Genomic DNA, 12,553 nt, shown 5'->3' with positions numbered 1-12,553 from the left:
GTCGAGCCGCGGGTCTCGACCCGTCCTTCGGACCCCCGATGGGGAGAAGAGGGGATGTGGCGGCGTCCTACAAAAACCGCGTGATCACGCTGATTCCCGTCGCCTCCGCCTTGTCGAGCGCCATCAGCGCCGGCACGGCTTCCTCCAGGCTGATCCGCCGTCCGATCAGCTTCTGCGGCGCGATCTTGCCGGCGGCGAGCATCGACAGCATGGCGTCGTAGCGCCAGGCCTGCATGCCGTGGCTGCCGTAGATCTCCAACTCGTGGCCGATCACTTGCGCCATCGGGATTTGCGGTGTTGCCTGTTCGCCGAGCATCAGCCCCACTTGCACGTGCCGGCCGCGCCGGCGCAGATTCTTGATCGAGTTGAAGCAGGTGGCGGGATGGCCGAGCGCGTCGATCGAGACATGCGCGCCGCCTTTGGTGATCTCGCGCACCGCCTCGGCCACGTCGGCAACGCTCGAGGCATTGACCGTCGCCACCGCGCCGCATTCTCTGGCGAAGGCGAGTTTCTCCTCCGATATGTCGATGCCGATCGCATTGGCGCCGAGGGCGGTGGCGATCATGATCGCCGACAGGCCGACGCCGCCGCAGCCATGCACGGCGATCCATTCGCCGGGCCGGGTGCGCGCCTGGTCGGCGACGGCGCGGAACGAGGTGGCGAAGCGGCAGCCGAGGCTTGCCGCCGTCGCATCGTCGATCGTGTCGGGCAGGTGCACCAGATTGGTGTCGGCATAATCGATCGCCACATATTCGGCGAAGGATCCCCAATGGGTGAAGCCCGGCTGGAACTGGTTCGGGCAGACCTGCTGGTTGCCGGAATGACATTCGCCGCAGTGGCCACAGCCGGAAACGAAGGGCACGGTCACCCGGTCGCCGACCTTGAAGCGCATCACACCGCGGCCGGTGGCGACGACTTTTCCGGCAAGCTCGTGCCCCGGCACATGCGGCAGGCGGATATCGGGATCGTGCCCCATCCAGCCGTGCCAGTCGCTGCGGCAGAGCCCGCTGGCGCCGACCGATATGACGACGCCGTCCTCGGTCGGCGTCGGATCGGGCAGGGTGCGGATTTCGGGCGCCTGTTCGAAGGCTTCGTAATACATGGCTTTCATCGGCGTGTTCCCTTGCTGCTGTCCCGCGATTTTTCCCTATGATCGCATGCGGCAGGCCGCCATTCCAACATTTCATTCCATCATTTTTGCTGATGCACCCATCGCTCGCTGGGCAGGTGTCGCGCACGAATATTGCGGCCGGACGCTGTCCCCCGGCATTTTCTTGCTTCCGTATTTCCAGCCGGGATTTGCCCTTGACCCGGCTTGCCGCCGGGGCTTTTGCTGTCCCGGATTATGAAGGGAGGGCAGCATGCCCGTCGATACATCACCGCGTTCAACCACCTGGACTCATGTCGATGGTGAATGGCTCCCCGGCAACCCGCCGCTGATCGGCCCGACCTCGCATGCCATGTGGCTCGGCTCCACGGTCTTCGACGGCGCCCGCTGGTTCGACGGCATCGCCCCCGATCTCGACCTGCACTGCCAGCGCATCAACCGCTCGGCGCTTGCCATCGGCCTGCAGCCGGTGAAATCGGCCGAGGAGATTGCCGCGCTCGCCTGGGAAGGCGTTGGCAAATTCGATGGCGCGACGGCGATCTACATCAAGCCGATGTATTGGGGCGAACATGGCGCGCCGGGCAGCATCGTCTCCGTCGACGCGGCATCGACCCGCTTCGCGCTCTGCCTGTTCGAGGCGCCGATGGGCGGCCATGGCGGCACCAGTCTCACCGTCTCGCCCTATCGCCGCCCGTCGCCGGAAACGGCGATGACCGAGGCCAAGACCGGCTCGCTCTATCCCAATAGCGGCCGCATGATCGCCGAAGCCCGCAGCCGCGGTTTCGACAATGCGCTGGTGCGCGACCTCAACGGCAACGTCGTCGAAACCGCTTCTTCCAATGTCTTCATGGTCAAGGACGGCATAGTGATGACGCCGGCCGCCAACCGCACCTTCCTCGCCGGCATCACCCGCGCCCGCGTCATCGGCCTGCTTCGCAAGGCCGGTTTCGACGTGCATGAAGCAACGCTCTCCGTCGAGGATTTCCTCGCCGCCGACGAAATCTTCACCACCGGCAACTACTCCAAGGTCGTCGGCGTCACCCGCCTCGACGACCGCAACCTCCAGGAAGGCCCGGTCACCCGCAAGGCGCTGGAACTTTACATGGACTGGGCCTACGGAAGAAGCGAGAGCGAGGAGTGAGGAATGGTCCCGCGCAGCGGGAGCAATCGATCCAGTGAATCGATTGCAGTGGCGAACGCCCGGAGCGCAAGCGCAGGGCTGGCGCGGTCGTTCCCCTTGGAGTCATCTGCAAAACCACCAATGACAACTTCAAACCGACGCGGCGTCACCAGTACTCATCTCGCCTGTAGAAATTGCCGTAGAGGTGGGTCAGCGCCGAATTGGATGCCAGTTTTTCTTCATCGCTGTCGCTATAAACATGTTTGTGTGGATCGCCTTCGCTGTAAATGAGAGCGACGAAATGATTGAGACCCACGCCGGCGATTCCCGTCGAAACGTCGCGCGCCTCGATGATGGCAAACTTTGGACTGTTCTGTGAAGAACCACTCGTGGCTGCGGCAGCTTCGAAACTCGATTTATTGAAAATGGCGTACCATGCCCAAGGATCGAATAGTGGCACGGTGACGATCGTCCCAAAGCAAACCGGAACAATGATGATGGCGATGAAGCTACTCGCCATCCCACGGAGACAACGATCATATTGGGCAGCAATGGCGCTGATAAACCAAACGAGCAGTATACCCACGACCGAAAGAACGAGCAGCGGACCGCCCAACAGATCAAAGAGTCCTCGTAGCCCATTGGCAAAACCAAGCGGCCAAAAATCCAAGGCGCGAACGTAGGCGGCACATGCGGTGCCAAGAAAAGCGGCGATGACCATTCGCCGAACATTCCAAATGTCTACGCGCTCAACCGACACATTAACCTCGTTGTTTTTTAACGTCGAATGGTGTCCAGCGAAGTCGAGGCATTTTGATGTCCGATCGGCATTGCTGCCGAGCTTCGCCATGTTGAATTCCCCCTCACGTCATCCACTTCCGATGTTCCGCAAATCGCTCCGCCAAGAGGTCGATGAACAGCCGCACCTTGGTCGGCAGATGGCTGCGGTTGGGGTAGACGGCGTTGATGGTGAATTCCACCGGCTTGTAATCCGGCATGATCCTTATCAGCCGCCCTTCGGCGATGTCGTCGAACACCACGAAGCTCGGCGCCAGGAAGAGGCCTCGTCCGTTCAGTGTCAGGAAGCGCAGCATCTCGGCATTGTTCGAGACGACATTGCCGCTGATCTTGACGCTCTCCTGCCGGCCGTCGCCGTCCTCGAAGCGCCATTCATCGCCATAAGGGTAATAGGCATATTGCAGGCAATTGTGATCGGCGATTTCGGCAGGCTTCAGCGGGATCGGATGGCTGTCGACATAGGCAGGCGAGCAGACGAGCATATGGCGCCAGGGCGTCAGCTTGCGCGCGATGAGCGACGAATCCGGCGGCAGGGTGCGAATGACAAGGTCGTAGCCATCCTCGATCATGTCGACCATCCGCTCGCCGACGCTGAAATCGACTGAGATCGATGGATAGAGCTCCATATATTCGCTGAAGACGGGCAGCAGGAAACGCACGATGGAGCCGCTGGTATAGACCTTCAGCGTGCCGCGCGGGGTCGTGCTCAGCGCGCTTGCCGTCCGGTCCGCCTCATCGAGTTCGGCGAGAATCTGTGCCGAGCGCTCATAATAATATTTGCCGGTTTCCGTCAGGCTGACCTTGCGCGTGGTGCGGTTGAGCAGTCGCACGCCGAGTCGGTCCTCCAGCGACTGCACATGATTGCCGACCATGGTGACCGACATGTTCAGCCGGCGCGCGGCGGCGGAAAAACCGCCGCATTCCACCACCCGGCCAAAGACGGCGAGACTTGTCAGCCGATCCATATTGTCTCCGGATTATCCGCTGAGAGTTGATGATCCTTCCCGATATAAGCAGATTATCAAAACGAATGGCAGGGTGCATTTTCCGTCGCATCGAACAGGGCCTCGCAGAAACGGGGCGACAGACGAAGGAAAAGGACGATGGTCGAGCTACCCCGCAAGCAGGTTTTCGAAAGCGCTGGAGAGGCCGAGCGGATCTTGGCCGAGGAGGCCGCCAGAGCGCCTGCCGCCGAGGCACCCGCGATGCCCGTGGCCGGAACCCCGGTTGCGCAAGCGCCGGAAAAGACCGGCCGCCGGATGCTCAAGCGTGCGGTCATCGCCGCAGCACTGCTTGCCGGCGCCGCGTTCGCGGGCGATTTCGGCCATCGCTACTGGACGGTCGGCCGCTTCATCGAATCCACCGACGATGCCTATGTGAAGGCCGATTACACCACCGTCGCCCCGAAGGTTGCCGGCTATATCAGGCAGGTGCTGGTCAATGACAACGACCAGGTCAAATCAGGCCAGGTTCTCGCCCGCATCGACGACCGCGACTTTCAGGCCGCATTGTCGCAGGCGAGGGCCGATGTGAAAGCGGCCGAGGCCGCCATCGCCAATATCGACGCCCAGATTGCCCTACAGCAATCCGTCATCGGCCAGGCCAAGGCGACGATCGATGCCTCGCAGGCGTCGCTAGATTTTGCTGTGTCCGATGCCGCCCGCTCCGCCCGCCTGATCACTAGCGGCGCCGGCACCCAGTCGCGCGCCGAACAGAGCCAGTCGGCCCGCGACCAGGCCGTCGCCGCCGTCGAGCGCGATCGGGCAGCGCTCGTCGCGGCTGAGAACAAGGTGCCGGTGCTCCGAAGCCAGCGCGAACAGGCGGTTGCCGAGCGCGACCGGGCGGCCGCGGCCGCGCAGCAGGCCGAACTCAACCTCTCCTATACTGATATCGTCGCCGCCGTCGACGGCACGGTCGGCGCCCGCTCGATCCGCGTCGGCCAATATGTCACCTCGGGCACCCAGCTGATGGCGGTCGTGCCGCTGCATGCGGTCTATGTCGTCGCCAATTTCAAGGAAACGCAGCTGACCTATGTCCGTCCCGGCCAGCCGGTCGAGATCAAGGTCGACAGCTTTCCCGATATCGCCATCAAGGGTCATGTCGACAGCGTTTCGCCGGCAAGCGGTCTCGAATTCGCGCTGCTGCCGCCGGACAATGCCACCGGCAACTTCACCAAGATCGTCCAGCGTATCCCGGTCAAGATCGTCATCGACGACGAGGCTTTGAGCGGACTGCTGCGCTCGGGCATGTCGGTCGAGCCCGAAGTCGATACCAAGGCTGCCCAGGGCGAGGCTTCCCAAGCCTCTGGAGAAGCCGAGGAGGAATTATCCAGCCACGCTGGATGATCCTTCTCCTCCCGAAATATCGCGAACTCCGTCCTCAGAAAGTTTCCGCAACAGCCGGAAAGAGATCAGCCATGGCCACTCTTCAGATCGCCGCAAACAGCAATTCGCTCACGCGTCCCGCCGCTGCGGCGCCCGCGACACCCGCCGTCATCAGCCCGGTCCGTATGTGGATGGCCGTCGTCGGCTCGACGCTCGGCGCCTTCATGGCGGTCCTCAACATCCAGATCGTCAATGCCTCGCTTGCCGATATCCAGGGCGCCATCGGCGCCGGCACGGATGACGGCGGCTGGATCTCGACCTCCTATCTGATCGCCGAGATCGTCGTCATTCCGCTCAGCGCCTGGCTGGCGCGGGTCTTTTCGCTGCGCAGCTATCTGCTGGCCAACGCCATCCTGTTCCTGATTTTTTCCGTTGCCTGCGCCTTCGCGGCAAACCTGCAGCAGATGATCATCCTGCGCGCCATTCAGGGCTTTGCCGGCGGCGTGCTGATCCCGATGGCCTTCACCATCATCATCACGCTGCTGCCCAAGGCCAAGCAGCCGATCGGCCTTGCCCTTTTTGCATTGTCAGCCACCTTCGCACCCGCGATCGGCCCGACGATCGGCGGTTATCTCACCGAGAACTGGGGCTGGGAATATATCTTCTATGTCAATCTGGTGCCGGGCGCGCTGATGGTCGGCCTGCTCTGGGCCTCGCTCGATCGGGCGCCGATGAACCTGAAGCTGCTCGCCAAGGGCGACTGGCCTGGCATCGTCACCATGGCAATCGGCCTGGCCGCTTTGCAGACCGTGCTGGAAGAGGGCAACAAGGAAGACTGGTTCGGCTCCGATTTCATCCTGCGCCTGTCGGTCATCGCGGCCGTCTCGCTGACGCTGTTCATCGTCATCGAGCTGAGAGCGGCTCATCCGCTCCTGAACCTGCGTCTGCTGCTGCGGCGTAATTTCGGCTTCGGCATCGTCGCCAACTTCCTGCTCGGCATCGCGCTTTACGGTTCGGTCTTCGTGCTGCCGATCTATCTCACTCGCATCCAGGGCTATAATTCCGAGCAGATCGGCATGGTTCTCGCCTGGACCGGCATTCCGCAGCTGCTGCTGATCCCGCTGGTGCCGCGCCTGATGAAGCGTTTCGATGTCCGCCTGCTGATCGTCGTCGGCTTTGCCCTCTTCGCCGCCTCGAACTTCATGAACGTGCACATGACCGGCGATTATGCCAGCGACCAGCTCTTCTGGCCGAATATCGTCCGCGCCATCGGCCAGGCGCTGGTCTTCACGCCCCTTTCGGCGATCGCCACATCAGGCATCGAGCCGGAGAATGCCGGCTCGGCCTCCGCCCTCTTCAACATGATGCGCAATCTCGGCGGCGCCGTCGGCATCGCCTTGCTGCAGACGTTCCTGTCGAAGCGCGAGCAGTACCATTCGAACATTCTGACCAACTCGGTCTCGGTTTTCGAGGAAGCCACCCGCGATCGCATCGCCCGGCTTACCGGCTACTTCATGAGCCACGGCGTCAGCGACCAGGCGCTCGCCGGCCACAAGGCCGTCGTCGCTATCGCGCTCAAGATACGCAAGCAGGCCAATATCATGGCCTTCAGCGACGCCTTCTTTCTGCTCGGCGTTGCCCTCGTCGTCGCCCTGCTTGCGACCCTGCTTCTGAAGAAACCCGGTCAACTCTCGGGCGGCGGCGCCCACTAGTCAGCGCCGCCGCTTCAAGAAGGAGAAGCCATGACAACCGCGATCCATGTCCCGAATTCCGCAAGACAGAGCGATGCCGTCAATGCCGGAGCGCTGCTCGCTATCATCGAATGGCTCTCTGGCGACGAATGCCATGCGCTCGACGAGGCAGGTCTTGTCTCCGGCCTCGGCCGCCGGCTTCAGGCGCTCGGCCTGCCTGTCGACCGGATGACCCTGCATCTGATGACGCTGCATCCGGAGCTCGTCGGGCGCACCATTGCCTGGGCGCCGGGCGAGCCGGTCGAGATCCACGACCGCGAACACGGCGCGCGCGTCGCCATAGCAAACACGCCGCTGCGCAAGGTCATGGAAACCCGCGAGCCGCTGGTCGTCGGCCCCGGCGAAAGCATCCATGGCCGCTGGCAGCATATCGACGTCTTCGCCGATCGCGGTCTGATGCAACTGATGATCGCGCCGCTCTGCAATATCGATGGACCGGTCGGCGCTGCCGTCTTCGCCACGCGACGGCCGGTTGGCTTCACCGCCTCCGAACGTCAAGCGATCGAGCGCATCCTGCCGGCGCTGCGCAACACCAGCGAGCTGCGTATTCTTCGCCAGGTCGAGCTCAGCCTGCTCGATACCTATGTCGGCCCGCTGACCGCAAGCCGCATCCTTGCCGGCCGCATTCGCCGCGGCGACATCGAATCGATGGAGGCGGCCCTGCTGCTTTGCGATCTGCGCGGCTTTACCGAGCTGTCGAACCGGCTGCCCGGAAATGCCGTGCTCGGGCTGCTCAACGCCTATTTCGACAGAATCGTGCCGGCTATCACCCGGGAAGGCGGCGAACTGCTGAAATTCATGGGCGACGCCGTGCTTGCCTTCTTTCCGAACTACGCGGCGGTCCATTCCTGCAGCGCCGCACTCGCATCGGCCCGCGCCATCCTCGATGAGATCGACCATTTCCAGTACGAAGGCATCGGCGTGAAGGCCGGCATTGCGCTCCATTACGGCGAGGTCAGCTACGGCAATATCGGCTCCGGCCGCCGCCTCGACTTCACCCTCATCGGCCGCGATGTCAACCTGGTCAGCCGCGTCCAGACCGCCTGCGGCGAATTGGGAGAGGCTCTGTTGATGTCAGAGCCGTTCCGCCGAGAGGCCGGGGCAGGGGTCGCGGTGTCTGTCGGGGCGCACGGGTTGAAGGGGTTTGCGGAGCCGGTGGAGCTGTTTACGATTGTGCGGTAGGCGCCATGTTTACCCCCCTCTGCCCTGCCGGGCATCTCCCCACAAGGGGGGAGATCGGATGGGCGCGACGGTTTCCTCAAAGAACTGTCCGTCACATGAATCGTAAATTGAGGGCGAGGCATGGCTTCTTGCCGATCTCCCCCTTGTGGAGGAGATGCCCGGCAGGGCAGAGGGGGGTGCTGCACCCACCGGGATGCCAAACCCCCACTTGCATAAAATGCATGGCAGGTCTGCCCGAAACGGCTTCGTCTTCCCTCATCTTTTCGCCATAGTGGCGCCGGAATTCCGTAAGCCGGGAGGAAGAGCTTATGACCATGCTGTCCGACGAACAAGGCGAGATCATCCGTGAACTGGGCGTAGCCGCCGACATCGATCCCGAGCGCGAGATCGCGCGGCGAACCAATTTTCTCAAGGATTATCTCGTCGCCTCAGGGCTGCGCGGCTTTGTCCTCGGCATCAGCGGCGGCGTCGATTCGCTGACGGCCGCCTTGCTGGCGCAGAAGGCGGTGCGCGAGCTGCGTGATAGCGGCCATACGGCGGAATTTATCGCCGTGCGTCTTCCCTATGGCGTCCAGGCGGATGAGGCCGATGCGCAGAGGGCGCTCGCAACGATCGGTGCCGATCGTTCGGTAGTGGTCAACATCAAGGCCGCGGCGGATGCGATGCTGGCCGCCGCTCAGGACGGTGGCCTCGCTTTCGCCGATGCCGGCCGCCAGGATTTCATCCTCGGCAACATCAAGGCCCGCCAGCGCATGATCGCCCAGTTCGCCCTGGCCGGTGCGCTCGGCGGCCTCGTCATCGGCACCGACCATGCCGCCGAGGCGGTGATGGGCTTCTTCACCAAGTTCGGTGACGGCGCTGCCGATATCCTGCCGCTCGCCGGGCTCAACAAGCGCCGTGTGCGCCTGCTGGCAAAGCGGCTCGGCGCTCCGGACGAACTGGTCTTCAAGGTCCCGACCGCCGATCTCGAGGACCAGCGGCCGCTGCGCCCCGACGAGGAGGCCTATGGCGTCAGCTATGACGAGATCGACGACTTCCTCGAAGGCAAGCCGGTCGGCGAGATCGCCCGCCGCCGCATCCTTGCTGCCTATCGCGCCACCGCCCACAAGCGCGCGCTGCCGGTGGCCGTCAACACGCTCTGACGGGCGTTACGGCCTGACCGGCGAGCCCGTGCGCCCGGACGAGGCGACATAGGCATGCGGCGCGAAGAAGACACCGCCGGCATCGAAGGCTTCGAGATCTTCGGCCTGCATCGCCGCGCGCACCTTCGGACGCCCCGCCACACGGGCCATGAAGCCGTGCAGCGCCGGCCATTGCTTGAGATCGATGTCGATCCAGGGCGACCAGTTCAGGCAGACGAAGAGATAAGCGTCCGCCACGGTGAAGGCATCGCCGGTGAGATAGGGGCCGGCAAGACGGCCGTTCAACCAGGAAAGCCGCTTGGCGATCAGTGCGCGGATCGGCTCATGCACGCTCGCATAAAGCGGGCTGAAGAGCAGCACCATCGGCTTGTGCAGCTCGGCGGTGATGAAGTTCAGATAGGATTGCACCTCGTTGCGGCTGAGATTGCCGACTTCGGGCAGCATGGCTGATCCCTGCGGCACGCTGTCGGCGAGGAACTGCACGATCGCCGGCCCCTCGGTCAGCACCTTGCTGTCGTCGAGCACCAGGGCCGGCACATAGCCGTTGCCGTTGATGGCGAGATAGTCCTTGCCGTCGCTCGTCCGGTAGCTTTCCCGGTCGACCTCGACGAGTTCGATATCGAGCCCCAGCTCCCGGCAGACGATATGCGGCGAAAGCGAGCAGGCGGCGGCGTTCATATAGAGTTTCATGCGATTTCCTCTCTCAATTCCTCTCTGGGCGCAGGCGATCGATGCCGTCTGCCAAGGTCGTTGAACATCTGTACTGTTTCGCATAAAATAACTTGGGTCAAGAATTTAATGCGAAACGGTACAAAATATGAAGGATGAGAAGAAGCGCGGCCGCCCGAGGGGCTTCGAGGCCAAGGCAGCACTCGGCAAGGCGCGCGACGTTTTCTGGGACAGGGGCTTTGCCGCCGCCTCGCTCGACAATCTCAGCGCGGCGACCAATCTCAATCGCCCAAGCCTCTACGGCGCCTTCGGCGACAAGGAGGATCTCTATCTCGATACGCTGGAAGGTTATCGCCAGGACGGCATGGATGCGCTGGCCAAAGCGCTCGACCCGTCGCTGCCGCTGCGCGACAATCTCGCCCGCGTCTATGAGAGTGCGCTTTCGATCTATCTGCACGGCGAAACCGCCGCCCGCGGCTGCTTCCTGATCGGCACGGCAACGGTCGAGGCGGTCGAGCGCGAGCGGGTCCGCGAGGTGCTCGGCCGCAGCCTCAGCGATTTCGACGGCGAGATCGAAAAGCGCATGCGCCTTGCCGTCGAAAACGGCGAACTTGCCGAGGGCGCAGATCCGCAGATGCTGGCAAGGCTCGCCTCCGCCGTCATGCATTCGCTTGCCGTGCGCGCCCGCGCCGGCGATAGCCGCGAGACGCTGGAGGCGATCGCCCGCTCCGGCGTCGAGCTGATCTGCGGACGGCCCTAAGCTGAGCCTGGTGACTTCTGATCGCGCGGCCGCACCAGCCAGGCATAGGCAGCACCGGCGACCAGCAGCATCGAGGTGCCGAGGAAAACCGCCCGCATGCCGATATGCCCGCCGACAAAGCCGCCGAGAATAGGGCCGGCCACCTGGCCGACATATTGCGAGGAAATGGAAAAGCCGAGAATGCTGCCCGCCGCACTGTCCGGCACGCTGTGGCGGATGACGGCGGCGATGCAGGGCAGCAGTCCGCCAAGTGCTGCGCCCATCAGGAAGCGCAGGACGATCAGCTGCCAGGCGCTGGTGACGAAGGCCTGCGGTATCAGCAGCAGCCCGGCGACGGCGAGCGCGCCTGAGATCACCGGCCAGTGGCCGATTCTATCGGCAAGCCGGCCGAGCCATGAGGCCGAAAGAATGCTGCCGAGGGCGGCGGCCGACATGACGATGCCGGAGATCATCGTCACCTCATCGGCGGCCGGCACGATCTGCGCGACATAGACGGTGATGATCGGTTCGATCGACATATTGGCGAACATCAACAGCATGCCGGTCGCCAGCATGGCGATCACAGGCCGCCTATCGCTGATGGATTTCCAGCCGCCGCTTGCCTTGGCAGCCTGTTTGCGGGCCGGCGACTTCTCCTCCTTGATCAGCAGGGCGGTGGCGAGAAAGGCGAGGAAGATCATCGCCCCGGCGGCGAGAAACGTGCCGCGAATGCCGATGATGGGCGGCAGTGCCCCGCCGATCAGCGGCCCGACGAGATTGCCGGCCATGATGCCGGAGGAGAGCACGCCGAGCGCCCAGGCCGAGCGGTCTTTCGGCGTCTGCGTCGCCACCAGCACCATCGATCCGGAGGAATAGCCGCCGGCAAGCCCGACGAAGAGGCGCAGTGCCACCAGTTGCCAGACATTGCCGGCCATGCCCATCAGCGAGATCGCCACCGTCATGCCGAGGCTGGCGCGTACCAGCATCAGCTTGCGCCCGTAAATATCGCCGAGCCGGCCCCAGAGCGGCGCAACAAGCGCGGCGGCCAGGAAGGTGGCGCCATAGGCAATGCCCGACCATTGCACGATCGCCGCGTGGTCGGCCACACCGAGCTCCTCGACATAGAGCGGCAGGAAAGGCAGCAACAGCGTCATCGCCACGATCGTCGTGAAGGAGCCGATCAGCGAGACCGTGAGATTGCGCTTCCAGTGTATCGAGCCTGTTTTAACGCTCGCCGCGTCCAATTGCGTATCGGTCATTCCTTGCCTCGGCGTCGATCACGAGGGCGCAATTGCGCCGAAACTGGATCATCTGAGGTAGATGTGCTAAACCGATTGCAGCATGCAATCGGTTAATCGGAGGACATTGCTATGAACGATATGCGCACGAGGCAGCAGACCGTCCGCGATCTCTACGCCGCCTATCTGGATGACCGCAAGGATAAAGTCGGCGCCATGCTGACGGAGGATTTCACCTTCTCCACCCCGCGCGACGACCATATCGACCGGGCGACCTATTTCGAACGCTGCTGGCCGAAGCAGCCGGTCTTCCGCGCTATCACGATCGAATTCCTGGCGGTCGAAGGCGACGAGGCGGTTGTTCGCTATCGTGCCGAGAAACTCGACGGCGGCAGCTTCGGCAACATGGAGAGCCTGCGCTTCCGCGGTGAGAAGATCGCCTCCGTGGAGGTCTATTTCGGCCGGAATCTGTAGTCCGGCGG

Annotated in this window: 13 protein-coding genes; 8 read left to right on the top strand and 5 right to left on the bottom strand. The window is 63.3% G+C overall.

Annotated elements, in window-relative coordinates; translation table 11 throughout:
* Window positions 1-67: 67 nt before the first annotated feature.
* A complete protein-coding gene (locus ATY75_RS09415) occupies window positions 68-1,111 on the bottom strand; it encodes a zinc-dependent alcohol dehydrogenase family protein (protein WP_088937326.1) in 1,044 nt (347 codons plus the stop codon).
* Here ATY75_RS09415 and ATY75_RS33835 point away from each other — a divergent pair.
* Window positions 1,101-1,349, top strand: coding sequence for a hypothetical protein (locus tag ATY75_RS33835; RefSeq protein ID WP_143535279.1), 249 nt, complete (start codon window positions 1,101-1,103; stop codon window positions 1,347-1,349). The two genes, ATY75_RS09415 and ATY75_RS33835, sit on opposite strands and share 11 nt — an antisense overlap.
* 12 nt (window positions 1,350-1,361) lie before the next feature.
* Window positions 1,362-2,249, top strand: coding sequence for a branched-chain amino acid aminotransferase (locus tag ATY75_RS09410; protein ID WP_088937325.1), 888 nt, complete (start codon window positions 1,362-1,364; stop codon window positions 2,247-2,249).
* A gap of 145 nt (window positions 2,250-2,394) precedes the next feature.
* On the opposite strand, the gene ATY75_RS09405 is transcribed toward ATY75_RS09410, so the two are convergent.
* The gene (locus tag ATY75_RS09405) at window positions 2,395-3,078 is read right to left on the bottom strand and encodes a hypothetical protein (RefSeq protein ID WP_245317551.1); all 684 of its coding nucleotides are present in this window, start codon (window positions 3,076-3,078) and stop codon (window positions 2,395-2,397) included.
* A 13-nt stretch (window positions 3,079-3,091) separates the two neighbouring features.
* The gene (locus tag ATY75_RS09400) at window positions 3,092-3,991 is read right to left on the bottom strand and encodes a LysR family transcriptional regulator (protein ID WP_064837576.1); all 900 of its coding nucleotides are present in this window, start codon (window positions 3,989-3,991) and stop codon (window positions 3,092-3,094) included.
* Between the two features lie 138 nt (window positions 3,992-4,129).
* On the opposite strand from ATY75_RS09400, the gene ATY75_RS09395 reads away from it, so the two are divergent.
* The 4 genes from ATY75_RS09395 (at window position 4,130) to nadE (ending at window position 9,425) form a co-directional block, all read left to right on the top strand.
* A complete protein-coding gene (locus tag ATY75_RS09395; protein ID WP_088937324.1) occupies window positions 4,130-5,371 on the top strand; it encodes an HlyD family secretion protein in 1,242 nt (413 codons plus the stop codon).
* 71 nt (window positions 5,372-5,442) lie between these two features.
* Window positions 5,443-7,062, top strand: coding sequence for an MDR family MFS transporter (locus tag ATY75_RS09390; protein WP_088937323.1), 1,620 nt, complete (start codon window positions 5,443-5,445; stop codon window positions 7,060-7,062).
* Between the two features lie 30 nt (window positions 7,063-7,092).
* Window positions 7,093-8,283 (top strand): adenylate/guanylate cyclase domain-containing protein, encoded by a 1,191-nt coding sequence (locus tag ATY75_RS09385; RefSeq protein WP_088937322.1) that lies wholly within the window; start codon window positions 7,093-7,095, stop codon window positions 8,281-8,283.
* Window positions 8,284-8,591: 308 nt separating this feature from the next.
* Complete coding sequence (gene nadE / locus ATY75_RS09380; RefSeq protein ID WP_088937321.1) at window positions 8,592-9,425, top strand: ammonia-dependent NAD(+) synthetase; 834 nt, start codon at window positions 8,592-8,594, stop codon at window positions 9,423-9,425.
* A gap of 6 nt (window positions 9,426-9,431) precedes the next feature.
* Here nadE and gstA read toward each other — a convergent pair whose 3' ends face one another.
* Complete coding sequence (gstA, locus tag ATY75_RS09375; protein WP_088937320.1) at window positions 9,432-10,115, bottom strand: glutathione transferase GstA; 684 nt, start codon at window positions 10,113-10,115, stop codon at window positions 9,432-9,434.
* A 127-nt stretch (window positions 10,116-10,242) separates the two neighbouring features.
* Here gstA and ATY75_RS09370 point away from each other — a divergent pair, with 127 nt between their 5' ends.
* Entirely contained in the window at window positions 10,243-10,854 is a 612-nt protein-coding gene (locus tag ATY75_RS09370) for a TetR/AcrR family transcriptional regulator (RefSeq protein ID WP_088937319.1), read from the top strand.
* Here ATY75_RS09370 and ATY75_RS09365 read toward each other — a convergent pair.
* A complete protein-coding gene (locus ATY75_RS09365; RefSeq protein ID WP_088937318.1) occupies window positions 10,851-12,092 on the bottom strand; it encodes a multidrug efflux MFS transporter in 1,242 nt (413 codons plus the stop codon). The genes ATY75_RS09370 and ATY75_RS09365 overlap by 4 nt on opposite strands.
* Before the next feature lie 111 nt (window positions 12,093-12,203).
* On the opposite strand from ATY75_RS09365, the gene ATY75_RS09360 reads away from it, so the two are divergent.
* Window positions 12,204-12,545, top strand: coding sequence for a nuclear transport factor 2 family protein (locus tag ATY75_RS09360; protein ID WP_088937317.1), 342 nt, complete (start codon window positions 12,204-12,206; stop codon window positions 12,543-12,545).
* The last annotated feature ends 8 nt before the right edge of the window (window positions 12,546-12,553 follow it).

This window comes from Rhizobium sp. N122, from assembly GCF_002211295.1.
In the GTDB taxonomy this organism is placed as follows: Bacteria; Pseudomonadota; Alphaproteobacteria; order Rhizobiales; family Rhizobiaceae; genus Rhizobium.
The sequence above is the reverse complement of the archived record's forward strand: the minus strand, read 5'-3'. Positions and strand labels throughout refer to the sequence as shown.

What these genes read in the sequence shown, in the direction of transcription:
- ATY75_RS33835 (WP_143535279.1), top strand. Translation starts at nt 1,101, where the DNA reads ATGGCTTTCATCGGCGTGTTCCCTTGCTGCTGTCCCGCGATTTTTCCC.
- ATY75_RS09415 (WP_088937326.1), bottom strand. Translation starts at nt 1,111, where the DNA reads ATGAAAGCCATGTATTACGAAGCCTTCGAACAGGCGCCCGAAATCCGC.
- ATY75_RS09410 (WP_088937325.1), top strand. Translation starts at nt 1,362, where the DNA reads ATGCCCGTCGATACATCACCGCGTTCAACCACCTGGACTCATGTCGAT.
- ATY75_RS09405 (WP_245317551.1), bottom strand. Translation starts at nt 3,078, where the DNA reads ATGGCGAAGCTCGGCAGCAATGCCGATCGGACATCAAAATGCCTCGAC.
- ATY75_RS09400 (WP_064837576.1), bottom strand. Translation starts at nt 3,991, where the DNA reads ATGGATCGGCTGACAAGTCTCGCCGTCTTTGGCCGGGTGGTGGAATGC.
- ATY75_RS09395 (WP_088937324.1), top strand. Translation starts at nt 4,130, where the DNA reads ATGGTCGAGCTACCCCGCAAGCAGGTTTTCGAAAGCGCTGGAGAGGCC.
- ATY75_RS09390 (WP_088937323.1), top strand. Translation starts at nt 5,443, where the DNA reads ATGGCCACTCTTCAGATCGCCGCAAACAGCAATTCGCTCACGCGTCCC.
- ATY75_RS09385 (WP_088937322.1), top strand. Translation starts at nt 7,093, where the DNA reads ATGACAACCGCGATCCATGTCCCGAATTCCGCAAGACAGAGCGATGCC.
- nadE (WP_088937321.1), top strand. Translation starts at nt 8,592, where the DNA reads ATGACCATGCTGTCCGACGAACAAGGCGAGATCATCCGTGAACTGGGC.
- gstA (WP_088937320.1), bottom strand. Translation starts at nt 10,115, where the DNA reads ATGAAACTCTATATGAACGCCGCCGCCTGCTCGCTTTCGCCGCATATC.
- ATY75_RS09370 (WP_088937319.1), top strand. Translation starts at nt 10,243, where the DNA reads ATGAAGGATGAGAAGAAGCGCGGCCGCCCGAGGGGCTTCGAGGCCAAG.
- ATY75_RS09365 (WP_088937318.1), bottom strand. Translation starts at nt 12,092, where the DNA reads ATGACCGATACGCAATTGGACGCGGCGAGCGTTAAAACAGGCTCGATA.
- ATY75_RS09360 (WP_088937317.1), top strand. Translation starts at nt 12,204, where the DNA reads ATGAACGATATGCGCACGAGGCAGCAGACCGTCCGCGATCTCTACGCC.